This is a genomic window from Nostoc sp. UIC 10890 (genome assembly GCF_054786515.1).
The window spans coordinates 117,980-142,243 of sequence record NZ_JBSGKF010000001.1 but is presented as its reverse complement, the minus strand read 5'-3'; the positions used below and the strand labels follow the sequence as shown (position 1 = coordinate 142,243).

The 24,264-nt window shown below is 42.5% G+C and carries 19 protein-coding genes; 7 read left to right on the top strand and 12 right to left on the bottom strand.

Annotation, left to right across the window (positions count from 1 at the left end; translation table 11 throughout):
• Positions 1–304: 304 nt before the first annotated feature.
• Entirely contained in the window at positions 305–1,585 is a 1,281-nt protein-coding gene (gene aroA / locus ACWATR_RS00620) for a 3-phosphoshikimate 1-carboxyvinyltransferase (RefSeq protein ID WP_460328513.1), read from the top strand.
• A 342-nt stretch (positions 1,586–1,927) separates the two neighbouring features.
• On the opposite strand, the gene ACWATR_RS00615 is transcribed toward aroA, so the two are convergent.
• The 10 genes from ACWATR_RS00615 to kdpA all read right to left on the bottom strand — a co-directional run bounded on the left by ACWATR_RS00615 (position 1,928) and on the right by kdpA (position 15,997).
• Entirely contained in the window at positions 1,928–3,712 is a 1,785-nt protein-coding gene (locus tag ACWATR_RS00615; RefSeq protein WP_460328510.1) for an iron uptake porin, read from the bottom strand.
• Between the two features lie 937 nt (positions 3,713–4,649).
• The gene (gene pabB, locus ACWATR_RS00610; RefSeq protein WP_460328508.1) at positions 4,650–6,890 is read right to left on the bottom strand and encodes an aminodeoxychorismate synthase component I; all 2,241 of its coding nucleotides are present in this window, start codon (positions 6,888–6,890) and stop codon (positions 4,650–4,652) included.
• 563 nt (positions 6,891–7,453) lie between these two features.
• Positions 7,454–8,914, bottom strand: a complete 1,461-nt coding sequence (locus tag ACWATR_RS00605; RefSeq protein WP_460328505.1) for a hypothetical protein — start codon at positions 8,912–8,914, stop codon at positions 7,454–7,456.
• Positions 8,915–9,012: 98 nt separating this feature from the next.
• Entirely contained in the window at positions 9,013–9,267 is a 255-nt protein-coding gene (locus tag ACWATR_RS00600; RefSeq protein WP_460328503.1) for a DUF7219 family protein, read from the bottom strand.
• A 100-nt stretch (positions 9,268–9,367) separates the two neighbouring features.
• Positions 9,368–9,766, bottom strand: coding sequence for a hypothetical protein (locus ACWATR_RS00595; RefSeq protein ID WP_460328500.1), 399 nt, complete (start codon positions 9,764–9,766; stop codon positions 9,368–9,370).
• Between the two features lie 82 nt (positions 9,767–9,848).
• The gene (locus ACWATR_RS00590) at positions 9,849–10,214 is read right to left on the bottom strand and encodes a TrkA C-terminal domain-containing protein (RefSeq protein WP_460328498.1); all 366 of its coding nucleotides are present in this window, start codon (positions 10,212–10,214) and stop codon (positions 9,849–9,851) included.
• A 489-nt stretch (positions 10,215–10,703) separates the two neighbouring features.
• On the bottom strand, positions 10,704–11,342 hold the full coding sequence (kdpC, locus tag ACWATR_RS00585; protein ID WP_460328495.1) for a K(+)-transporting ATPase subunit C: 639 nt from the start codon (positions 11,340–11,342) through the stop codon (positions 10,704–10,706).
• Complete coding sequence (locus ACWATR_RS00580; RefSeq protein WP_420759429.1) at positions 11,342–11,611, bottom strand: potassium-transporting ATPase subunit F; 270 nt, start codon at positions 11,609–11,611, stop codon at positions 11,342–11,344. The genes kdpC and ACWATR_RS00580 overlap by 1 nt, the downstream gene beginning before the upstream one ends.
• Before the next feature lie 6 nt (positions 11,612–11,617).
• Positions 11,618–13,759: a potassium-transporting ATPase subunit KdpB gene (gene kdpB / locus ACWATR_RS00575; RefSeq protein ID WP_460328491.1), complete on the bottom strand. Its 2,142-nt coding sequence runs from the start codon at positions 13,757–13,759 to the stop codon at positions 11,618–11,620.
• A gap of 492 nt (positions 13,760–14,251) precedes the next feature.
• On the bottom strand, positions 14,252–15,997 hold the full coding sequence (gene kdpA / locus ACWATR_RS00570) for a potassium-transporting ATPase subunit KdpA (RefSeq protein WP_460328489.1): 1,746 nt from the start codon (positions 15,995–15,997) through the stop codon (positions 14,252–14,254).
• Between the two features lie 945 nt (positions 15,998–16,942).
• On the opposite strand from kdpA, the gene ACWATR_RS00565 reads away from it, so the two are divergent.
• The 3 genes from ACWATR_RS00565 (at position 16,943) to ACWATR_RS00555 (ending at position 19,421) form a co-directional block, all read left to right on the top strand.
• Positions 16,943–17,917, top strand: coding sequence for a cysteine synthase A (locus ACWATR_RS00565; protein WP_460328487.1), 975 nt, complete (start codon positions 16,943–16,945; stop codon positions 17,915–17,917).
• Positions 17,918–17,990: 73 nt separating this feature from the next.
• Positions 17,991–18,323: a (2Fe-2S) ferredoxin domain-containing protein gene (locus ACWATR_RS00560; RefSeq protein WP_069069889.1), complete on the top strand. Its 333-nt coding sequence runs from the start codon at positions 17,991–17,993 to the stop codon at positions 18,321–18,323.
• Positions 18,324–18,452: 129 nt separating this feature from the next.
• Entirely contained in the window at positions 18,453–19,421 is a 969-nt protein-coding gene (locus tag ACWATR_RS00555) for a DUF5331 domain-containing protein (protein WP_460328484.1), read from the top strand.
• A 130-nt stretch (positions 19,422–19,551) separates the two neighbouring features.
• Here ACWATR_RS00555 and ygfZ read toward each other — a convergent pair whose 3' ends face one another.
• On the bottom strand, positions 19,552–20,547 hold the full coding sequence (ygfZ, locus tag ACWATR_RS00550) for a CAF17-like 4Fe-4S cluster assembly/insertion protein YgfZ (protein WP_460328482.1): 996 nt from the start codon (positions 20,545–20,547) through the stop codon (positions 19,552–19,554).
• A gap of 136 nt (positions 20,548–20,683) precedes the next feature.
• Here ygfZ and ACWATR_RS00545 point away from each other — a divergent pair, with 136 nt between their 5' ends.
• Positions 20,684–20,890, top strand: a complete 207-nt coding sequence (locus tag ACWATR_RS00545) for a type II toxin-antitoxin system HicB family antitoxin (protein WP_460328479.1) — start codon at positions 20,684–20,686, stop codon at positions 20,888–20,890.
• A complete protein-coding gene (locus ACWATR_RS00540) occupies positions 20,880–21,101 on the top strand; it encodes a type II toxin-antitoxin system HicA family toxin (protein ID WP_460328477.1) in 222 nt (73 codons plus the stop codon). The genes ACWATR_RS00545 and ACWATR_RS00540 overlap by 11 nt, the downstream gene beginning before the upstream one ends.
• A 447-nt stretch (positions 21,102–21,548) precedes the next feature.
• Here the strand turns inward: ACWATR_RS00540 and ACWATR_RS00535 are convergent, their stop codons facing one another.
• Positions 21,549–22,037, bottom strand: coding sequence for a hypothetical protein (locus tag ACWATR_RS00535; RefSeq protein WP_460328475.1), 489 nt, complete (start codon positions 22,035–22,037; stop codon positions 21,549–21,551).
• Between the two features lie 163 nt (positions 22,038–22,200).
• Here ACWATR_RS00535 and ACWATR_RS00530 point away from each other — a divergent pair, with 163 nt between their 5' ends.
• The gene (locus ACWATR_RS00530) at positions 22,201–24,129 is read left to right on the top strand and encodes a protein kinase domain-containing protein (protein WP_460328473.1); all 1,929 of its coding nucleotides are present in this window, start codon (positions 22,201–22,203) and stop codon (positions 24,127–24,129) included.
• Positions 24,130–24,264 lie beyond the last annotated feature (135 nt).

Here is a 24,264-nt window from a genome sequence, read left to right as displayed (position 1 = left end):
TCTACGACACGCTACGCAAACGAGCATCTTTGATTTCTGAATCACTCGTAGAGGTAAGGGACTGGGGACTGGGGATTGGGGACTGGGAAGAAGGAATAAAGGTGTGTCCTATAGATTAACAAACCTCTAACTCATGAAAGGATGTCAGTGAGTGTTGCTTTCTTCAGACAGTTAGGTGAGGAGGTACACCATACTCAGGACTCTTCATGGCGTGCGGTACTAGGGAAGGAAGAAGAAGCACCCCTTTTGCTCACAATATGGCAATATATAAAGTTGTAGCTGACCGCCTACGTAGAGGTTTAACGTGGATACCATTGCAATTCCTGCTTTAAATCGGCCAGTGGATGCCACGGTAGAAATTCCCGGTTCTAAAAGTCTTACCAATCGGGCGTTACTTGTTGCAGCTTTGGCGCAAGGTGACTCCCTTTTAGAAAATGCCTTATTTAGTGAAGACAGCGAGTATTTTGCCAAATGTGTAGAGCAATTGGGCATTCCCATTACTTTGAATCCCAATCTGGCTCAAATTCAAATTGCAGGAAGGGGAGGTGAAATCCCAGCTAAACAGGCAGATTTATTTGTGGGTTTGGCAGGTACAGCAGCACGGTTTATCTCGGCGCTGGTGGCATTGGGTAACGGCGAATATCGGCTAGATGGCGTTCCTCGAATGCGAGAACGTCCGATGGGCGATTTGCTGACGGTGCTTGAAACGAGTGGAGCAACTGTTAACTTCGAGGGAAACTCCGGGTTTATGCCCTACACCCTCTATAGCCAGGGATTCACTGGCGGAAATTTTCGCTTGAAAGCCAACCAAACAAGTCAGCAACTTTCGGCATTGCTGATGATTGCGCCGTATGCTCAACAGGATACAAGCATTGAGGTTGAAGGGACATTAGTTTCTCAATCTTACGTCAAAATGACCTGTCGTCTAATGGCAGATTTTGGCGTTGAGGTGATTCAAATCGGTGATAATCAATTTCAGATTAAAGCGGGTCAACGTTACCAAGCTCGACATTACACAATAGAACCCGATGCGTCAAATGCCTCTTACTTTTTCGCTGCTGCCGCCGTCACGGGTGGACGAGTGCGCGTCAAACATTTGACCAAGCAATCCTGTCAGGGTGATATTCTCTGGCTGAATGTTTTAGAACAGATGGGTTGCCAAATTAATGATTCCGATGATTACACCGAAGTGACGGGGCCGAAGCAATTGCAAGGCATCGACATTGATATGAATGATATATCGGATTTGGTGCAAACATTAGCAGCGATCGCACCCTTTGCTAGTTCACCGATTACCATTCGTAACGTGGAACATATTCGATATAAGGAAACCGACCGGATTAAAGCTGTGGTCACAGAGTTGCGTCGGCTAGGAGTGAAGGTTGAAGAATTCGCAGATAGACTGAAAATTGAGCCTGGCCCCATTACCCCGGCGGCGATTGAAACCTATCACGATCATCGAATGGCGATGGCTTTTGCTGTCACTGGCTTAAAGGTTCCAGGGATTGTAATTCAAGATCCTGGCTGTACAGCTAAGACCTTTCCAGATTACTTTACCCGATTCTTCCAAATGTTAGAACAATAAGAGACTGACCAAATAATTACTAATTCGTAATTCGTAATTCGTAATTAAAGAAAGATACAAGTACCTTGATTTATTTACGAATTATGTTGACCAGTATTTTTGTCGCGTCTGTTATACCGGGCGTTGTATATAGCAATCCTAAATCATTCGTAAAAAATTAGATCCCCGACTTCTCGAAGAAGTCGGGGATCTGGACATCGCGCATTTTCACAACTCATTTAGGATTGCTATATTTGCGGGATGATTTTGCTGGTTTTTAGGACGGGCATCTTGCCCGTCCCTTGTATTTACAGACTTCCAATGAGCTAGTTGTCAGCCCCTACAGCAATTTGCTGTAAACCTTTAGAAGGTGAAAGTTGTTCTCAACGTACCGATAATTGCATCGTCGTTATCACTGTTTTGACCAGGAGAGGTCAACCAGATGACACCAGGGGTAATTGAGATGTTATCTGACACGCGATACTTGTAAAATCCTTCAATGTGATAAGGCACATCATTACCAGTTAAACCTGGTCGGTTAAAGGCATAGGGTTCTGCACCAGCGAAAATACCTAAAACGTTACCCTGTTTACCGAAGTCAGGCAAGGCTATGCCAAGACCATAGCTCCAAGCTTCATAATCATCATCAGCACCAAAGCCTGTGACATCGTGGTAAGAAACAAAGCCACTAACTGATAATTTGTCGCTGGGTCTAAAGGCTGCCGATATCCCGTATGAATTACTGGCAGATCCGTCTAGGGCACTTAGGGTGTTAGATTGATTGGTACCTACGACGCGGCTAGTGCCAGTCAAACCACCACCTGCATCAAATAAACCACCACTTCCAGCACCATGATAACCGTGAACGTAGGTAGCAGCGATCGCCAAGCGATCGCCAACACTAAAGTTCAACTGCCCCAGAGCTGCATAGTTACCTTCCAACAAACCTTGACTTACTCCAGGATTATTAGCATTTGACGCTAAGTAGCCTACAGTCAGTGAACTTGGTTTGAAAAAGCTGCCACCGCTACCAAAGGGTAAAGTCAGGGCTGCACCTGCACCACCACCAATCCGATAGATGGGGCTTTCTGAAGCAAAGGTAGACAATGCACCATTACCACCATCAAAGTCCTCAAAGTAAGGATTGTTGGTGGCAGCATAATCGCTATGAATACCTCCGGTGGCTGCAAAGTAAGCTTGGGCTGGGCCTATGGGTACGTAATACGCCAGCCAGTCTATAACGACACTGTTATTTGTACTTCCACCGTTGAGTTGAAAGGTTTGTGTGCCTTCAGCAGTACCACTAATAAGAACATCATCATTTCCTACTTGTGAGAAAGCTGTTGCATTACCGGCTGAAAGACGGGTATGTAAAACGTCTTTACCTGTGAAGCTGGTTTGCAAGTCTAAACGCACCCTATCTTGGAAGACAGTATTGTTCGCATCGCCAGTATTACCGCCAAAGATGTCAGTAACGGCAAAAATAGCTTCACCCACCAATTTGGTGGTAGTAGAAAACTGATTTGCTTCTAGTTCAGCAGTTCGTGCTTCTAGAGAATCTACTCGACCACGCAAAGTTGCCAATTCTGCCGAGAATTCCTCTTGCAAACGCTGGAGGGTCGCCAAATCCTGTTTTGACACCAAGTCAGCAGTTGCCGTCGCAATCAGTTCATTAACCCGATCTAAACAAGCATTCAAACCTGCGGCAAACTCATAACGAGTCAGTGCCCGGTTGCCGCGATAAGTGGAATTTGGGTATCCTGCTATACAGCCGTAGCGTTCAACTAGGGATTGTAAAGCTTGGAATGCCCAATCAGTCGGCTGTACATCAGAAAACTGAGAAACTGATGTGACTTGAGACAGTGAATTCTGATTCTTGCCTTCGCTGCTGTAGCGATTAACTTGTTCTAAAACCTGATTTCCATCAGTCTTTGCTTGGGCAAATAACTGCTGATTAATTTTTGGTTGTTCTGTTTTGATCGATAGTGAAGTACCAATCGCTTCTGGTGCTTCTGTCTGAGCGTATTTTACCTTTGGATCTTCAGAAAAGCTTGCTACTTCAGTAGCCATAGCCTTAGCGGAAACCAACACCGTCACTCCCAAAACTACTGGACTTAGTACCAGAGTTTTCCACAATAGATGAGACATTTTTTATTTTCCTTTCCCAAAAAATAACCCAACTCAGTAGGTTTAAGAAAAAGAGAACAAGCAATTATTCTACTTGTTGGAAATCTTATCAGATTGTAGTGATCTAAGCTATATCTAAGAAAATTTTCCTGGATAAAGAATCGTAAAGTCTTGCTGATGGCTTGTTTGCCAAAGGTCGTGTTTATCCGGGAATTTAGCTCTATTTTGTGCCATTTATGGACTTTAGCTTCTTGTTTTTAACTCTGGTTTTTGGTAGAGCCTTTTTATATCAAATACAGTTCAGTTAAGCATTTCTTGCTTCTCTTTGCGTCCTATCCTTCTCCTTCTGCTGACGGAAATACTGCGCGTAGCTTGCTTCCACGAAGTGGTACGGGAAACCACGTCATATCCATGCGTCCTTTGCTGCTGCGGCAAGCTGCTTTGCGTCTAAGTTAAAAAAATTGACTTTAACAAAGAGTTTTAGCCTTAACTGAACTATATTGCTTTTTATCTTGGTAGAATAGTAGATTTTCACTAGAGTTGGTCATATTTATAGAGAATTGTGAAATTGGCTGAAACTTTTACTTTGCCGCAATGGCAAAGAAATGGTTGAAAATTGATGCAGCTTTTTGAGCTAAACACAATTCACGAGTCAGAATTCAGAATATCGATTTCTTGTCTAAATTCAGAGAGATGATTCATGAGTGAGTTTACCTCCAATCCATAAATTACGAACTACAGCAAATGCTTCCTCAGATTTAGGTAGTCAATTTTTCATAACTATCAGCAGTTGTTTTTTCTAATCCTAGAATGGGATACATATAGGACTCATATTTGATTTCTGAAAAAACTCAGTACAACTAAGAAGCCTTCTTGACTGTTGCCTATTGCCTGCCTATCGCGCTTGCGCTGCGCTTGTCTGCGACACGCTCCGCGAACGCGCACCACGCAAATTAGTTCAGAAATCAAAGCGGATTCCTATATCTGGCTCAAATGTTCCCTGAATGGTCAGAACCAAAGCGTCGATTAAGGCTTTGGCTTTAAGCAGCGTTTCCTGAAACTCCATCTCCGGGTCAGAAAGCGCTATAATCCCGCCACCGATACCGATAGAGGTTTGATGAGGAGTCAAAACAGCAGTCCGAATGACAATATTCAAATCGGCTGAACCATTCAAGCCCAAAAAGCCGATCGCTCCTGAATACACTCCCCGCGCCTCTTGTTCTAGGCGATCAATAATTTGCATGGTGCGGATTTTGGGCGCACCAGTCATCGATCCTCCGGGAAATGAAGCCTGCACACAATCCACCGCTTGTAAGTCTGAACATAACCGCCCGCGTACTGTTGTCACCAACTGATGTACTGTTGTGTATGTTTCTACATCCATTAATTTTGGTACATGGATGCTACCAACTTCACAGACTCGTCCCAAATCATTGCGTAACAGATCCACAATCATCAGATTTTCAGCTCGGTCTTTTTCGCTGTTGCGTAGCTTCTCACGGAGGATGAAATCGGCTTCGGGGGTTTCTCCTCGTGGTAGGGTTCCCTTAATGGGCTTAGTTTCTACCCATCCTTGGCAATCAATCTTTAGAAACCGTTCTGGAGATGAGCAGGCGATCGCTACACTCGCCGCAGGCATCGCAATTTCACCAAAGCGCAAAAATGCAGAGTAAGGAGCAGGATTGATTTTACGTAATGTCCGATAGAACGTCAATGGATTGGGGGTTGCATCGGTGTAAAGCTGATTCGTCAGGCAAACTTGATAAGTTTCCCCTTCGTGAATTTCGTCCAAGCATTGGTGAATATCTTGGATGTAATTTTGGTAAGTACGACTCAAACGGAACTTAACTGGCTGACAATTTTCCTGGGGGAGAAGGGAAGAAAGAGGATCTAAAGTTTCCAGTTGTTGTTGGATAGTATCAAACCAAGTTTCTACCGATTCTGTTTGTCCTTTTTTGATTAATTGCAGTAAATAAAGGCACTGTTCTTGGTGATCAATGGCAATCATGCGATCGGCAAGTAAGAAAATTGCGTCAGGTAATGGTGAAGAATGTACCAATGATGAGCCACACTCTGCCTTGAGTTCATAGCCAAAATAGCCAACAAATCCACAGTTAAAATCAAAGGGTAACTCATCAGCTTGGCAACTTCGGAGGTCAATTTCTCGTTTGAGATACTCAAAAATACTTTCGCTGCGATGAGTAACACGATCTGACTGTGTAACGATAAGTTTTTGCGTTTGGGTATGATATCGCACCAATAGACTGTTTGCTCCGCTGCCATCACCCATAAAGGAGAAGCGAGATAGACCAGGTTCTACACGGCTGCTATCTAGCCAAAAAGCATTTACTGCATCCCCAAACAGCTGTACAAATATTTGTTCTGTATTTGGGCAGATATCTAACTTGCGTGTATACAATTCAAACTTCTCTTCCTGTTTTTGGTGTGGTCGATCGATCACAGGAGTAACAGATCCATATCCAATCCAATATTGCTTTTGTGGACTTCTTGACTCTGCCAAAAGGCTTTCAGACCCCACCCCTTGTGCATGGCTCCCTCTCCTGCCTTCTGCCTCCTGCCTCCTGCCTCCTGCCTCCTGCCTCCTTGACGATTTCTCTATAAATTGCAGCGTTATATCTCGAAAGTTTTCTAGTAATCTTTGCCCATATTCTGTACAAATAGACTCTGGGTGAAACTGCACACCCCAAAAAGGTAGATGCCGATGACGCAATCCCATCACCAATCCTTCTTCAGTCCAAGCAATTTTTTCTAGACACTCAGGTAGTTCATCAGCAACTAGCAACGAGTGATAACGCACCACAGAAAAATTACTAGGAATACCTTGAAATAGTGCCGAATCATTATGATAAATTTTACTGAGTCTACCATGTTGAACTTCCGGTGCATAAATCACTCTTCCACCATGTAGGTAGCCAATTCCTTGATGGCCAAGACAAACTCCTAGCAAGGGCACATCAACGTTCTCAATTATTTGTCGGCAGATTCCAAAATCTTCTGATCTTTCTGGACGACCGGGGCCAGGTGAAATCACAATGTTGTCAAATGCAATTTCTTTTAATTCATCCCAATTAAGCTGATCGTTACGAATTACCAGCGGTTGCTCCCCATTTACTTCAGCAATCATCTGGTAAAGATTAAAAGTATAAGAGTCATAGTTATCAATAATTAATGTTTGCATACATACTCAATTAACTACCATGTAGAACATTTTTGCACTCAGAATAGCACCTAGATTAAGTTATCTGCTACTTTAAATTTTCCGGTTCTACTTTTGTTAATAAATGATGCTCCCATTAACTTTGCAGTCCTTGATTCTGGTTTTGCAGGTACTTCTCAATGACTATTGACAGATTTTTTTGGTTAATCTTGTCTCTAGTGCTTGTGAAGTATCCTAGCACAAGGGATTTCCACCAAAAAACTATCTAATTTTTTGGGGGTGGATGCCCACTTTTGCCTACAAGCATCCACCCCACAAGAAGTAGTTGAGTATTTTTTTTATATTTGCAAGTACCTTGGAGGATGTTTTAAATGTCCTCTAGTTGGTAGCAAAATGTTTTAGTTCCCCCTAAAATCACCGTTAAATTGGGGGAATTTGATTCAGGTTCTCCCCTTTTCAACATAATCAACAAGTGCCTAAAATTACACGCAACTACTTTGAAAATATCCTTTTATGTCTAAGAAAATTTTACCAGAAAAAGAATCGTCAAATATTGCCGATGGTTTGTTTGTTGAAGATCACGTTTATACGGATATCTCACTTGATTGTGTGCCATTTCTGGATTTTACTTTCTTGTTTTTAACCCTGATTTGTGGTAAGTCTTTTTTGTCTTTGTAAAAGTAACAGATTTCCACTAGAGTTGGCCATATTTCTAGAGAACCGTGAAATTGGCTAATAACATCATCGATAATTCTGGAAACATTTTGCTGAAAAAAGTCTGGTTCAAATCCATAGAAGACTCTCGATAAATTCTCAGCAAATAATTGAAGTGACTGCTTGCGTTCTTCATTCTGAGTAGAGATTGAGGCTTTGACTACTTGCCTGTGAATAGCAGAGATTTTTTCCAGAATTTCCTCAGAATCTTGTAAAGTGACTTCGCCTGAGTAATCAAACTTGATTCCCAAATCGTCAAGATGATAAACACTGTTTTTAATCTTCTTTTTCAGCAAGCTACATATTTCTTCATTAAATAGTTCGCTAGCTAGAGGATTACGCATATAGTTATTTCTAATATGGTTTTGGACAGCATCAACGTGTGCAGCTGCAATTCCTTCTTGCTGTATCCAAATCCTGTAGATATAATCTTCAAACCTGAGTCGAGTAGGAAAAAATGGTGGTAAACCTAGCGTATTATCATATCCAGCGACTCCACAATCCATTCTCCAGTTTTTGTTAGTAATCACAGGTCTAAAATTGGTAAGAATATAAAAATCATTCAGGTCATTTGGACTAATTTGGTTTTCATCATTTAGATACATGTGAATGAAATCAAGAGTATCGATATCATTGGTTCCTGTGCGAAAAGTTTGAGCAATTTTGACAATTGCATTATTCAATACTCTCCCCTGTTGTAATAAAAGGCTGTTTTCCCGAAAGTAACCTTTGGTAGTGTTAGTTTCTAAATCCATTGCTGTATCAACAACCAATTCTCCAGCCTCAAAATTTTCCGGTACATGGCTAGCTTTTTGACCGAGAACATCACCAAAAGCTGTGAGTAAGTCAAAAGATTTATGAACATAGCCGCCTTGTTGGCTGGACTTAATTAATTTTCCTCGACATATTTCATCACCTGATAAAGATTCTGGACTAGTTTCAATTAATGCATCTGGTCGCATATCGTCATCTGCACTAACCATTAGATGACCAAGGGTATACATCAACGTGAAGTTGCGATTTCCTCCATAACTAGGTCGGAATAAGTTTTTGACTAGTGATTCTAGTTTCTTATCCCGCAGTCTTTCATTTAAAAATGTAATAAATTGCTCTTTCTGCTGGGGGCCGACATAAAATACATCATTGACTGTCTTTGTCTGTTCTAAAAGTGGGTAATATTTCTCGTGGTTGGCAATACTGGAATCATCAAAGACGATAATTTTTAAAGCATGACCATTTGCCCAGAAATTCTCATCATACTTTTCGATGGTCTGTGCTACATCTCTTAATCGATGAGTTGGAATAACAAATACAGTTTCTTTGTGTTTCATAAAATGTGTTCAGGTTTTTGAAATAAAGTTTAAAAGTTCTCAGCCTAGCAATCACTGCATCGCTGTTGTTGCGCTTCCATCAGGATTAGTCAACTAAATTAAATCGATATGTCGTGGTCTATTCCCAGCTTATTTTTACTATCTTCTAACTGTTTCCAGAGTGCTTCAATTTGACCAAAAGCTTTTTCTGGAGATAGTTTACCACCAGTTTCTAAACAAGTGATGTAGCTAATCTTTTGAGCAAAATCTTGGAGGTTGACATTAAATGCTAGGTTATTTTGCTTAATTTGACCGTAGTAGCGATCGCGCGGATACAAAAAGCTATTTTTAGCTTCATTATTAGGCTGTATCATTAATTTATTCCTGGTGGATGACCTGATTTTTTAGGTATTAAGTAGCTTTCTGAATATTTTTAAAAAGCCTTAGAGCATAACTTTCAAGCGAGAGACTCACTTACTTTGGATTGTAATCAGAGCAATGAAGTGCTTGTTTAGTTAGAGCATTATCAGGGTGTACCGCACAATTTAGATAATGGTTGTTGTTGAAAAATTGGCAGGTTTTACAGGGATGTTGCTGTAAATGTTTGATGCTTATTACTTCGTCTTTATCTTGTGATGCATTTTGTGCTGCATCTTGTACAGCTTTACAGGTATATGAAACGAGATAAACGACAATTGTCCAAACAATCATGAAGGAAATGTGAGCTAAAAACACAGCTACAAAAGGAATGTCACCTTCCTGTGGTTTTGTGTTATTATCTGTTGCCTTTGCCAGATTAGCTTCAGTCAGGGTGGAGTTATGAACACTTTTTTGGGCGGATACATCAAGTCGGACAAGCTCCGAGGTATGCATATTAAAAACCTTTAGTTAGTTGAAATTACATTCAGCAAAGGTTATCTAAATTAAATGTTTGAAGAAGTAAATTTTCATCTGTCTAATAAGATGTGGGATTGAAACTATTTGGTATATCTAAGTCATCGGAATTAACAAGTTGGCTGGCTGCTGGTCTAGCTTCCAGTAGGCAATTGTTGAGTGAATAGTAAACAGAATTAATTTTCTTGAGAGTGACTTTGAGAGCGGGAATCATCATGGGATGTGTTGCTACTGCTAAGATGTAGTCTCCAGCAAAAATATTAGGATTATCTGCTGCCGAAATTACTTTGCTTTCTCTTAAAATTCCAAGAAAAATGCATTGATTGGGTAACTTTATTTCAGTTAAATTAAGACCGCAGTAAACGCTATTGGATTGGATTAAAACACCAAACAGGCTTGGTTCTAAAACTTTTTTGTTTTTCAGCACAAAGCATTTTTTGAACTCTCATATTATTGTGCAGCATTTTATATAATAAATACTTTTTATTAGGTATATTTTCAAGATATATAATATGTATTTAGCAAAGAATATATATGTTTATTTATTAGCTTAATAAGCATATATTTAGAGATATATTTTTAATATAGCAATCCTGATGTAGTCGAAAAAAACATATCCAATACTGCTCAGTTAAGTCTAAAACGGAGTAGTGCTTAGGAACGAAACCCAACATTTATAGAGCTTTGTTGGGTTACGCTTTGCTTCACCCAACCTACGAGTCTCCTTAACTGAAGTGTATTGTGCTATAGCTTTAATTAATCATTCTTGAATAAAAAAATTCCCGACCTATTTAATAAATCGGGAACCTAAAGTTTGTTATTTTAAGCAATCATTAAGAATTGCTATAGATAATTATTCTGAATAGGAAGTGTAGCAATAATCAGAAATACCCCCTTTTTGTTATTTCCTATGCCTTTATCCTTTAATCTGATCCAGAGCTAAATTCAACTTCAAGACATTAACTCCAGGTTCGCCAAAGATGCCGAGAAAGCGTCCATCGGTGTTTTGAGCAATCAAAGTTTCCAATTGGGTAGGCTGAACTCCTCGCGCTTTGGCTATTCGTGCAATTTGTGCGATCGCAGCTTCGGGCGTAATATGGGGGTCAAGGCTAGAACCGGAGGTGTAGACTAAATCGCCATTCGGCTGTACACCTGCTGTTTTCAGACGATTGAAGTCGCCTTCAACTTTTTTACTGGGATCTGGATCATCTTTTCCTTTGATGCGTTCCATTAATGCGGGATTACTGGGAGCCAAGTTACTAGCACCGGAAACTCCGGTTCTTAAAACTCCCGCGTCGTCCTTTTTGGGATCGGCTGTGCTGTAACTGGTGGTACTGGGACGGCTGTTAAAATAGCGATCGCTACTAAAAGGTTGACCAATCAAAGCAGAACCTACAACTTGACCTGTGGTATTTTGCAGTAGACTGCCATTTGCTTGAAAGGGAAACACAATCTGCCCAATGGCAATCATCGCCAAAGGATAAATAATTGCGACTATTACCCAGAGTACCAAGGTAGAACGAATAGCTCTGCTAGCTTCACGTGCAAAACTCATTAGAATTTCTCCGGTACAAACATTACAAAAAATAAATAGATGGAAAGCCCTAGTGTCACCAGCCCTAATAGCCCCAATCCCCAAGATTGACTGCGGGAAAGTTGTTCACCAGTAGCGCCATAGACTAGAGGTGCAACCACGAGGTTGAAACACATCGCCAAGAACAAATACAGTGGTAGCTTTTGTCTACGCCACTGACACCAGATTTCAGTTATTTCTTCTAATACTTGGGATGCTGCAATTGCGCGGCGGATATGAACGGGTTTCATAGTAAATTAAGACAAAGGTAGGATAATATCTATCAGTTTGATGGCAATGAAGGGAGCAACGATGCCGCCAAGACCAAAGATGAAGATGTTGCGACGTAGCAGTTGATCTGCGGTTAAAGGTAAAAACTTCACCCCTTTGAGTGCTAGCGGAATCAGTGCCGGAATAATCAAGGCGTTGTAAATCAGCGCTGAGACGATCGCAGATTGGGCACTCTTTAATCCCATAATATTAAGTGCGCCGATTCCAGCAGCGGCAAATATCGTGGGAATGATCGCAAAATACTTAGCAATATCGTTGGCGATGGAGAATGTTGTCAATGCACCACGGGTAATTAGCAGCTGTTTACCAATCGTTACTAGGTCAATCAACTTGGTGGGATCAGAATCTAAGTCCACCATATTAGCAGCTTCTTTAGCAGCTTGCGTCCCAGAGTTCATTGCCACACCCACGTTTGCTTGAGCCAAAGCAGGCGCATCGTTTGTACCATCCCCGGTCATTGCCACCAGTTTACCCTGAGATTGTTCCGAGCGAATCACCTCAATTTTGTCTTCTGGAGTTGCTTCGGCAATGAAATCATCCACCCCGGCTTCCTGGGCAATCACCGAAGCGGTAATCCGATTATCACCTGTGAGCATGATCGTCTTAACACCCATGCGGCGGAGTTGATCAAATCGTTCCCGCAGTCCAGCTTTGACTATATCTTTGAGATAAATGACACCAAAAATCTCGTCATCTTGGCAAACAGCTAAAGGTGTACCGCCTAACCGGGAAACTCGCTCATAAGCTGCATCTATATCATCAGGAACGTCGCCGCCACGGGAACGGACAAATCCCTTAATGGCATCTACTGCCCCTTTGCGAATTTGTTTGCCATCGGGTAGATTCGTGCCACTCATCCGGGTTTTGGCGGAAAATTCCACACCTTCGGCTTTGTCAACGTTAAAGTCTACCGCCGCCTGGGATTTTTCTGCTAAAAGTACAATTGATTTGCCTTCTGGCGTTTCGTCAAACAAGCTAGCAGCGAGGGAGACTTGCGCCACATCTTTGATTGAGTGATTATTTAGCGGAATAAACTCGTCAGCCATCCGGTTTCCCAAGGTGATTGTGCCTGTCTTATCCAGCACCAAAGTATTGATGTCACCACAAGCTTCTACTGCTCGTCCAGAGGTGGCAATCACATTAAACTGGGCAACTCTATCCATACCAGCGATGCCGATCGCACTGAGTAAACCACCGATAGTTGTCGGAATTAAAGCTACCAGTAGGGAGATTAAGATAGCAACGCTAGCACCCGCCCGCAAACTGTTTCCCGCCTCAACTCCAAAGGCCGTGCTGATAAAGCTGGCGATGTAGTCCACGAAGGGAGGCATAGTTGCCACCACAATTAGGAATACCTGCGTTAACACTGCCAATAATACCGTCAAAGCAATCTCGTTGGGAGTCTTGCTGCGTTCTGCCCCTTCTACCAGGGAAATCATGCGATCGATAAAGCCTTGACCAGGATCAGCACTGATACGAATTGTCAACTCATCGGAGAGTAAGCGTGTACCACCTGTCACCGAACTGGCAATATCTGTACCTGGTTGCTTCAATACAGGGGCAGATTCCCCAGTAATCGCCGACTCATCCACTGAGCCGATGCCTTTAATTACATCCCCATCGGCGGGAATCATATTATTTGCAACCACTTTTACCAAATCGCCCCGTCGCAGTTCCGTAGAATTGACTTTTTCTATGGAACCATCTGGGAGGATTTTATTAGCGATCGTATCCGATCGCGTCGATCGCAGCGAATCAGCCTGTGCTTTACCGCGTCCTTCAGCCACAGCTTCGGCAAAATTGGCAAAAACGAGTGTGAAAAAGAGAATAAAGGTAATTAACCCGTTTAACAGCCGTTGTTGGTTGACATCCGCCTGGATTGTGCCAAACAGATTTGGGTTGAGGGTAACAAGAAAGGTAACAATTGTCCCCACCCAAACAACAAACATCACCGGGTTTCTGACAGTAATTCGCGGATCAAGCTTGACAAATGACTCACGAATTGCCTTTTGGTAAAGCCCCCGCATATCTGTTTTGGGGGTATGTTTGCGCGAGTCACGAGTTCCAGATGGAATACGGGGTGAAGGAGAATCAGTAGTAATTGGCATAGATTAGATTTTGAGCATGAGTCTTTGAGGTCGATGAACGGAGTTCAGAGGTGGATGAATGGAGTTCCGAAATCAATAAACGGAGTGCCGAAATCAATAAACGGAGTTCCGAGATCAATAAACGGAGTTCCGAGATCAATAAACAGAGTGCCGAGGTCAATAAACAGAGTGCCGAAATCAATAAACGGAGTTCCGAGATCAATAAACGGAGTTCCGAGGTCAATGAATAGAGTTCTGAAGTGATGAATCAGTCTCTAATTCCCCTTGTCCATTGGTGTCAAATTAAGGTGAAACCCTTATCAAAACGTGATATTCAGTTCTCTGGCTTTTCATCACGATCTGCGTTACCCCACCCTAACCCTCCCCTTATAAAGGGGAGGGAACAAGATTTTCCGGTTTCCCCCCTTTATAAGGGGGGATTAAGGGGGGTAAAACGCCTGTAGAATAAGCGTTTGAGCTTAAGTTAACACCAATGCCCCTCATCCCCACTCCCTACCCAATACCTTTGGCGATAAAAAATGCTTCACCAATGGGGCCTAATGCTAATACTGGGAAGAATGTCAGTGCGCCCAAGATTAAAATTACGCCTGCGGTAACGCCTATAAATAATCCGGTATCAGTTCGCAATGTACCAGTCGTATAAGGAACAGCTTGCTTACGAGACATACTATCTGCTAAAAACAGCAAACCGATGATGGGAATATAGCGTCCAGCTAGTAAACTGAAGCAGGTACTTAAGTTCCACCACAAAGCGGTTAAAGTTGGTGCCGTACCTGTAGCGATCGCCAAAGGTGAAGGTTGTGAATCTCCCAAGCCTTCAAAGCCAGAACCGTTGTTAGCAGCAGCGGAGGCATATTCATAGATAACTTGAGCAAAGCCGTGGAAACCGGGATTGCTAATTCCTGATAGTTGATCGGGAAATGCTAGGGCGATACCTGCGGGAATCATAATTGCGATCGGGTGAACTAGCAGAAGCAAAAAACTAGCAAGGACAACCTCGCGCTTCTCAATCTTGCGTCCGAGAAATTCTGGTGTGCGTCCCACCATCAACCCTGTGGCGAACACAGCCAAAATTAGGTAAGCGAACAAGTAAGCGGTTCCAGTACCCTGTCCACCCCAAATAATTTGCAGGAACATATTAGAAAGGGTAATAAAACCACCGTTGGGCATAAATGAGTCGTGTAAACTGTTGACTGCGCCGCACATAGTACCAGTTGTACTCGTTGCAAATAGTGCAGATTGTGCCCAACCAAACCGGACTTCTTTACCTTCTAAATTCGGTTGCTGACTACCCAGCAGTGCATTCACAGCCGGATTGCCGTTGTATTCACCAATAGCGGTGACGATGATAAATATTACATAGAGAACGCCCACCATACCGTAGACTAACCAAGCTTGCTTAGTGTTGTTTGCAAACAACCCATAAGTGTAGATTAGGGAAGTGGGAATCGAAAGCATCGCCACAATTTGAATCAAATTAGAAAATCCGTTGGGATTTTCAAAGGGGTGTGCCGAGTTGATGGCGAAAAAGCCGCCGCCGTTTTCCCCTAATTCCTTGATAATTTCAAAATGGGCAACAGGGCCACGAGCGATCGCTTGACTGATATTCGGATCTTCCAAGGTGGGGAATACAGCTACACCCGCCAGTGTTTCGGGAACGCCAGCTGCCATGAGAGCGATCGCGCCGACAATACAAATAGGCAGCAAAATTCGGGTAATCGAGCGAATCAAGTCTACATAAAAGTTGCCCAACGATCTACCAGTCAATCCCCGAATAAAGGCAATCCCCACGGCTAACCCAGTCGCAGCAGAGGTAAACATGTGATAACCAAGTCCCCACATTTGGCTGCCATAGCTCATGTAAGTTTCACCAGAATAATGCTGCTGGTTGGTATTAGTAATAAAAGAAATAGTTGTATGCAGCACTGTATCCCAGGTTGGGGCATCTATCTTTGTTGGGTTTAATGGCAGCCATCCTTGATTCATGATGATCAAGAAAATCAGTAACCCCATTGCTAGGTTGCTGTATAAAATTGCCCGCCCATACTGCCAGCCAGTCATATTTTCTTTAGTTTTAACCCCAACCAAAGAATAAAGTACTCGCTCAACCGGATTCAAAATCGGGTCGAGAAAAGTACTTTGTTCTAGGTATACACGCGCCATATAGCGCCCAAAAACTGGAGTAATTGCTACTACAATCAGTAGAGTTAATACAATTTGAATCCATCCTTCTAGCATCAGTTAATCTAACTCCAACATGAGTAAACTTGAGATATTATCTTGCTATAAATCAGAAATTTTTATGAAGTATATTGGCATCATTGTTAACCAACCTGTAATTATGGGCTTGATTCGTAAATCATGAAGCTTTTTGTTCAAGAATACAAGGTATAAATTGATATTTGAACTAGGCTATAGAAGAAATATATTTCTATATATACAAGTCTTCATAGCGTTTATATATATCTATATCTGCAAATATAGAAAGACAGCTAAATCCTAAACAAATAGCTATCCTTCTTCAATCACTCTAGGCATAGTCAAATAAAAGTAAAAGACTGAATCTTCCTGATATGAAAATATTAGATTTTCTTCGCCTAGCATCTCGCAAAGAAGAAAAAAAATAAACATGATAAGCATTTTCTCGTTCCCAGGCTCCGCCTGGGAATGCATTCATTGAGTCTCTGACTCAATATCTGACTAGAGTCAACAGCCTAGATTAAGGGGGGTAATTTGACGAAGAAAGGCAGAGGGCAGAGGGAAAGAAAAATGCTTGGGTTCAAGCCCCGCCCCTTGTGGGCGATTAACATTTTTTGGGGGAAGGTTCCAGCCCCACCCGCAAGTGGCGTGGCTTTTTCCTCCTTCTGCCTCCTGCCTCCTGCCTTCTGCCTTCTATTGACTTGTGCATACACCGTAGCCTTGAAAAGGGGGAAAAGTTTCTAAAAGTCCCTCAATTTATCGGGGAATTTAGGGGGATCTAAAACGTTTTGCTACCAACTAGAGGACTTTTCAAACAACCTCTTAGAAACTTTAGTAAAAACATGTGTTCTTTCTGCCTCCCGCCTCCTGCCTTTCTTTGTAAGCAATCAACTGGTACTCTGAAACCAAAAATGGGATAAAGCTTACATGCTGAGGCCACTATAAGCCAAAATTTTTATAGACACTCACACAGGTACAGTCAAAATGGATATTAAAAATGGCTTCGTCGGTGCTATTGGTAACACACCTCTGATTCGCTTAAACAGCTTTAGCGAAGAAACAGGGTGTGAAATCCTTGCTAAAGCAGAATTCCTCAATCCCGGTGGTTCCGTCAAAGACCGCGCCGCACTTTATATTATCGAAGACGCAGAAGAGAAAGGTCTACTCAAACCTGGTGGCACTGTCGTAGAAGGAACCGCTGGTAATACTGGCATTGGATTAGCACATATTTGCAACGCCAAAGGCTACAAATGCCTAATTATTATTCCCGATACTCAGTCCCAAGAAAAAATAGACGCACTGACAACACTAGGAGCAGAAGTTCGTCCCATCCCTGCTGTACCGTACAAAGACCCAAACAACTACGTCAAGCTATCTGGCAGAGTCGCTGCTGAGTTAGAAAATGCCATTTGGGCAAATCAGTTTGATAACTTAGCCAATCGCCACGCTCACTACGAAACCACAGGGCCAGAAATTTGGAAGCAGACAGATGGTAAAATAGATGCATGGACAGCTGCAACTGGTACTGGTGGTACTTATGCTGGGGTAGCGTTGTATTTGAAGGAACAAAATCCGGCAATTAAATGCGTTGTTGCCGATCCACTGGGTAGTGCACTTTATAGCTATGTCAAAACTGGCGAAATCAATATAGAAGGAAATTCCATCACCGAAGGCATTGGTAACGGTCGCGTCACAGCCAATATGGAAGGCGCACCCGCTGATGATGCTATCCAAATCGATGACCAAGAAGCTTTACGAGTAGTTTACCAACTGCTGAGAAAAGATGGGCTATTAATGGGTGGTTCAACGGGTATTAATGTTGGGGCTGCTGTCGCCTTAGCCAAGCAGTTGGGCCCAGGACATACCATTGTCACCATTTTATGTGATAGTGGTTCCCGATATCAGTCGCGGATATTCAACCCTGAATGGTTAGCCTCAAAAGGACTTTCAATAGATTAGTCATTAGTCATTGGTCATTAGTCATTAGCAAAGGACAACTGACGAATGACAAATGATAAAGGACAAATGACAAATGACAAACATAACTCAACCATCAAACTTCCCAATAATAGACCAACCCTCTTCTCCTAGATGTGTACGGGTTTGTCAAAATCGCACCTGCAAAAAGCAAGGTGCCCTCAAGGTATTAGCAGCTTTTGCCGCTTTGCCAATCCCCGGTGTGGCGGTGACGGCTAGCAGCTGTTTAGGACAATGTGGCAATGGGCCGATGGTGCTGATATTACCCGATGAAGTTTGGTATAGCGGCGTTCAACCCGATGAAGTATCTCTACTGGTAGAACATCATTTACTAGGTGGACAAAGAGTCAAACAGATGCTCTATTATCGATTTCATCCCCAAAATTGAAGAAGAATAGAGAATTCAATTCTGTTAGCGGATAGCTAAGGTTTAGCCCATTCTGGTGACTGACTTCTAAATTCTGTTTTGTTAAAAATATCAATGTCTGCAATCTTGTTGACTGAAGCGAGGCATCTAATGAATATCCAAAATCTGCGTCAATCCTTAAAACACAAATGGCTGATTTACTACGATCAAAATATTTCCTGGCTGGTAAAAATGCGAGTTTGGGGGACTTATGATGGTCTGCGGCGTCCTTTGTCCGGTTTTATTTTGGCAACCCTGTCTGTTTTGGAACCCCAGTTTGATGAAATACTTGCTTTTATGCTGGATCTGAATAACGATCCAGATAAAATAGTCATCGCTTTAGGTCTTAATTTTAATCCTGATGAAGAGTTACGTTTAATAAAATCAGAACTTTCTGTGGCTACAAGCCAAGTTGACAGCGAGTCGCCATACCAGAAATATTCTGAGGATAAAGATGTGTCATCGGTTGTAACTGCTAGCAAGATTGCGTCTCATTCTCTCGCTGAAATTCTAGACTCAAACTTGCCGCACGCCGATCAACCAGTGCCATCATTTACAGCTAATACTGATACTGAGGTAGTTCGTACACGCAAACCTGAGTTGGTAGTTGCATTTGCAACTAAAACGGCTCCAGATACTCCAGTAAAAACTCCATCATCGGGTTTTATCAGTGAATATCAGCCACTACAATCACCCCTTAAACGCCTCCCTTCAGGAGCATCGCTGACAATGACCACTGAGGTTAATAGTAAAGCCAAAACTATGCCATCTCTAGTATTAGCAACAGAGGTTTCTAGCAACAGTAAACCAGTGCGTAGTCGTCAGACTTCGCCATCTGGGCGACTTCCTTTAGGTGCATTTCTGGCAATTACCACCGAGATTAACAGCAACGGCAAACCAGTGCGATCGCTATCAATTACTACTGAGCTTAAAAGCAACGGCAAACATCCGAATATTCAACCACAAGACGTTAAAAGCAAAGTGAATTTATCAGCCACTAATGCCCGTAGTCTAGCCTCTTGGGTAGATGAATTTTGTCAAGGTACTAGATGGGACGATAAAGACGATATTTTTATTTGAACAATCATAACAATAGATGAAGTACCAAAAAGCAATTACCACTAGAGACGCGTTAGCGTACCACGCTACGCTAACGCATCTCTGTTCTTTCTTAATTACGAATTACGAATTACGAATTACGAATTACAAATTACGGGTACTCGTGAGAAACAAAAGGGATTTCTACTACTTCACCCTCAGTTTCTCCCACTTGGACTTTTAAGCCCACGCCACCAGCTTTAGTGCGAATATAACCCAATCCAAAGTAACCATCAGCGGTTTGGGTGTAACTGGTAAGTTTGCCAACCTTTTCATCTCCAACTGCGATCGCACTTCCAATTTCCGCAGGAGCACTGAGACGAATACCAAGTAAGTGTTGCTTTACACCTTTATATGTATTTAATCTGGCGATGGTTTCTTGCCCAATATAGCAACCTTTATTAAAAGAAATTGTTTGCCACAAACCAACTTCCAAAGGATTGTAATCATCTGTGAGTTCCGAATCTGGGGCGGGGCGACCTTGTAAGATTCGCAAAGTATCCCAGGCGCGATCGCTCATTTCTATCGCCCCAGCTTCTAACAATTTATTCCACACCGTTTCTTTGTCAGTATATGGGAAAGTGAAGGTGTATCCGGGAGCAGCTAACCCACTACCCACAGCAACCCGCACTCCTTCAGCCGGAGCGATGGTGTATACTTGATGACTACCGTAAGGTTGCCCGATAAGTTCGCCAATACCCAACTTTTCTAAAACAGCATCGCTTCCTGGGCCAATCAGGCTGAAGGTGTTGGTGTATTCTGTGATATCAGATAATTCCACCTTATCGGCATAGAAAATATATTTATCCAGCCATTCCATAAGAAACTGGCGGCGGTTGGGTGAAACCAGCAAGATTACCGCATCTTCTCGAACATAGGCGGTTGCTAAATCAATTGTTCTGGCTGTGGAAGTGACAAAAACCGTATCACAACCTTGTCCAGGCTGGAGTATTTGGAAATTGTTAGTACTTTGGTTGTGTAAAAAATTGAGGCGATCGTCGCCAGATACCTTGATGCGTCCCCAGGCGGTGCGATCGCAGATTGCAACCCCAACTCTGGCGGCTTCGATAGCTGCTGCGTCTTGATCGTCAATTGTAGATGTTGGCATGGTGATGAGAACTTGCCCTGTTTCAATGTTGTCGCACTGGAAATCTTAGCAAATAAGCGTTTGCGGCTTCAATCTACCTCTGGTTTTCTTCTGGCGTATAATCAAATCAACAGAAAGTGCCGAACAATAAAAACTTATGAAACGAACTTTTACTGCAAGTGTATGGCAGGAAAGTAACTGGTTTGTAGCACAGTGCTTGGAGATTGATATTGCTAGCCAGGGCGAGACTGAAACTGAGGCATTGGCTAATCTTGAAGAAGCTCTGTCACTGCATTTTGAACCACCAGTAGCTACTATTATTCCTCAAATTAAGACACTTCAGGTAGAAATAGATGCCGCTTAAACCATTACCTTATCGTGAGGTTAAGCGTAGATTAGAGGCAGCAGGCTTTGAGGAAGTTAGCCAAAAGGGTAGTCACGTAAAATTTGTCAAATCTACCGATGAAGGAACCCGTACTGCGATCATACCTCGTCATCGAGAAATTACTATCGGTACGCTGTGCAGTATTTTACGACAAGCTGGGATAAGTGTAGAAGAGTTTGAGAGTTTGTAAGGGCGGCGTAGAAGTGAAAGGGGTTATGGTTAAAGCGATCGCCTAAATTACGAAAAGTACCTATAAACATCTTTACCTGTGCAACACTCTCATAAAAAGCACAGTTTATTCCAGTAATTACTCAGATCATAACTTGGCTAAATCTTGCCGCAAACCCTGCCCAATATATAACTTGAGCAAGGCTTTAGGCGACATATCTTGACTGGCTGCTACTTTTTGGAGCGATCGCAATGTATCTGTTGGTATCTTTATTGATACTGTCTATTTGAGATTTGCTTGCGTACAGTTCCTTCTGCACGTCCCCTAGACTGAGCAATCTCATCATTAGTGTATCCAGCCAGCAACAATTTCAACACCTCTACTTTGCGAGGTGCTTTCCTTACCTCATTAACCCACGCAGGTGGGTTTCGTTTGTATAGCCCCAGAATTCTATTCTGAGGGCATTTATTACCCTTCTGGCAATTTAGCAAACGCCTGCTCAACTAACGCCTTTGACTTAGCATCCAAACGCAACCAATCCACTTCACCAAGTTCATCAATTAAACTAGTATCAATATCAGCAGATTCCTTTTGTGGGGTGTATTCAAGAAAACACACTTCATAACACAGTTCCCACAAATCGATACTTGCTTCTTGCTGTTGACGCTGCAAACGTAGATGATATCCTGGATGGGGCATCGGCAGACGAGTCAGAGTCTTTCTGATTTCATCTGCTTCTTGGGGCGTTGCAGTTTCCATTGCTTGCAACAGTTCAGTCACCAATGCTTTGATTTCATCAGTGGTGCTAGGCGGCCAAATCAGGACATCATGGTAAGTTCCCGTCCAGGAAGATTCATCAAGCTGCTTGCGGATGTTGTCGATAACGCGAATGAAAGCAGGTTGCATGAGAATTTCAGCCTGCTGCCATGCAACTGGATTTGTTATTTTAGGTGGCATTGGTAATAAACAGGGGCACTAAAAGAAAAATAAACAGTCTGCGTTTATTAAAAAGCTGCGTTTTTAATCTAAATCTTTTCTCAAGATAGCGGATTTCATTGAAGAAAATTTGGAGATATTTATTACCAGCTGGAAAATTAGGTAATAACTCTGGGGAGGGAATATGATAGGCAAGCTACTAGACCATCGTTACCAAGTAATTCGAGTCCTCGCGATGGGAGGATTTGGTCAAACATACATTGCCCAAGATACTAGGCGGCCCGGCAACCCTATTTGCGTTGTCAAGCACCTCAAACCCGGAACTGACCCCAGAGTTTTTGATACTGCTAAACGCCTGTTCAACAGCGAAGCTGAAACCTTAGAAAAACTGGGCAACCATGACCAAATACCCAGGCTACTAGCGTATTTTGACGAAAACCAAGAATTCTATTTAGTACAAGAATATATTGAAGGACACACCCTAGCTGAAGAACTTATACCTGGTAAGCGCTGGAATGAAAGCCGAGTAATTCAACTGTTGCAGGAAGTTCTGGAAATTCTCGAATTTGTCCATCGCCAAGGCGTGATTCACCGCGATATCAAACCGGATAATATCATCCGTCGCGCCTCAGATAATAAGTTCGTTTTAGTTGATTTTGGAGCAGTGAAGCAACTGCGTACACAGATGGTAACAGTGGGCGGACAAGCCTCTGCCACAGTAGTTATCGGCACTCCTGGCTATATGCCCACAGAACAAGGGCAAGGTAAACCCCGTCCTAACAGCGACATCTATTCCCTTGGCATCATTGCCATTCAAGCACTAACAGGATTACAGCCGACAGAATTGCAAGAAGACCCAGAAACGGGGGAAATCATCTGGCGTCATTCCGTAACCGTAAACCATCGACTGGCGGCAGTCTTGACTAAGATGGTGCGTTATCACTTCAAAGACCGCTACCAAAACGCTACAGAAGCACTGCAAGCGTGTAAAGACGCGATTAATCCTATACCTACACTTTCCACACCTCAAGAAGCCGCTAAAAATTCTAGTTACCAAGCAGGCAAATCTCAGCCTCAAGTATCTCGGTTGCAAACTGTTGCAGTTGCACCAGCAAATCCTGTCCCCGCGAAACCTGCGCGTAAAGACTCTAGTAAATCCGACCCCTGGCCGATATTAATCGGTATATTATTGGCGGGTGGTGCGGCTGCCTTGGTAGCAAATGTATATCCAAATGTAAAAAATTTAGCTTTAAATCTTACAGGTAAGGATACCGCCTTAGCAAACAAATGCTCGGCTGTTGTCGTCGGAAATTCTAATATTCGTTCTGAACCTAGTTCGATAAATTCTGATAATGTTTTGCAAACTGTTGCTGATAACACCAATTTCGAGGTGACTGGCAAGCGGACAAGACGAGGTTGGATAGAAGTTAAACTTAAATCTGGTCGTTTGGCTTGGGCACACTCGGCTGTGATCACCAATAATCAAGAATGGGGTTCTTGCCTACGCGACAAGGGCATTGCAACTAAGATTGTAGATGATAGTAGCTTGATTGCGACTCGAACAATTCCCAAGGCAAAACCAAAATCGAGGAATGTAGTCACTCCATTACCAGAAAAGCCAAAAGGGTCAACTGATGATGGTGGGAAATCAGAACGATCGCAGCCTAACGATAACAGTGCCAATATTATAGAGCAAGCAAGACAGAAGTACGAATCAGGAGATATAGTTGGAGCGATCGCACTTTTAAGATCGATTCCAGCAAATGCTGCTTCTGGTATCCAAGAGACAGGCAAAATGATTGCTCAGTGGCAGGAAGATTGGGCTAAGGCGGAGGCGTTATCTAATGAGATCAACAAAGCAATAGATGATGGTAAATGGGATAAAGTTTTAGATTATAGAAACCATCCAGAAAAATTGCCTAATACTCAATATTGGCGAAACAAAATAGAACCATTATTTAAACAAGCAGCCGAAAATCTAGCAAAACAGGCATTACCGAAAGTAGAAAATCAAGGTAATCACAAGAGTACCGAACAAAAACTTCCTGATACTAACCAACCTGCCACTACAGAGAGTCCTAATGCTACAGAAACTCCTCAAAGTGGTTTTTAATACCAATTTGAAAAAAGAATGCGACAAATAGACCATTTGTAGAGACGCGATTCATCGCGTCTTTACCCAAGGATGTGTTGCAATCATTAATTTAATTGGTATATAGGAATCCGCTTTGATTTCTGAACTGATTTG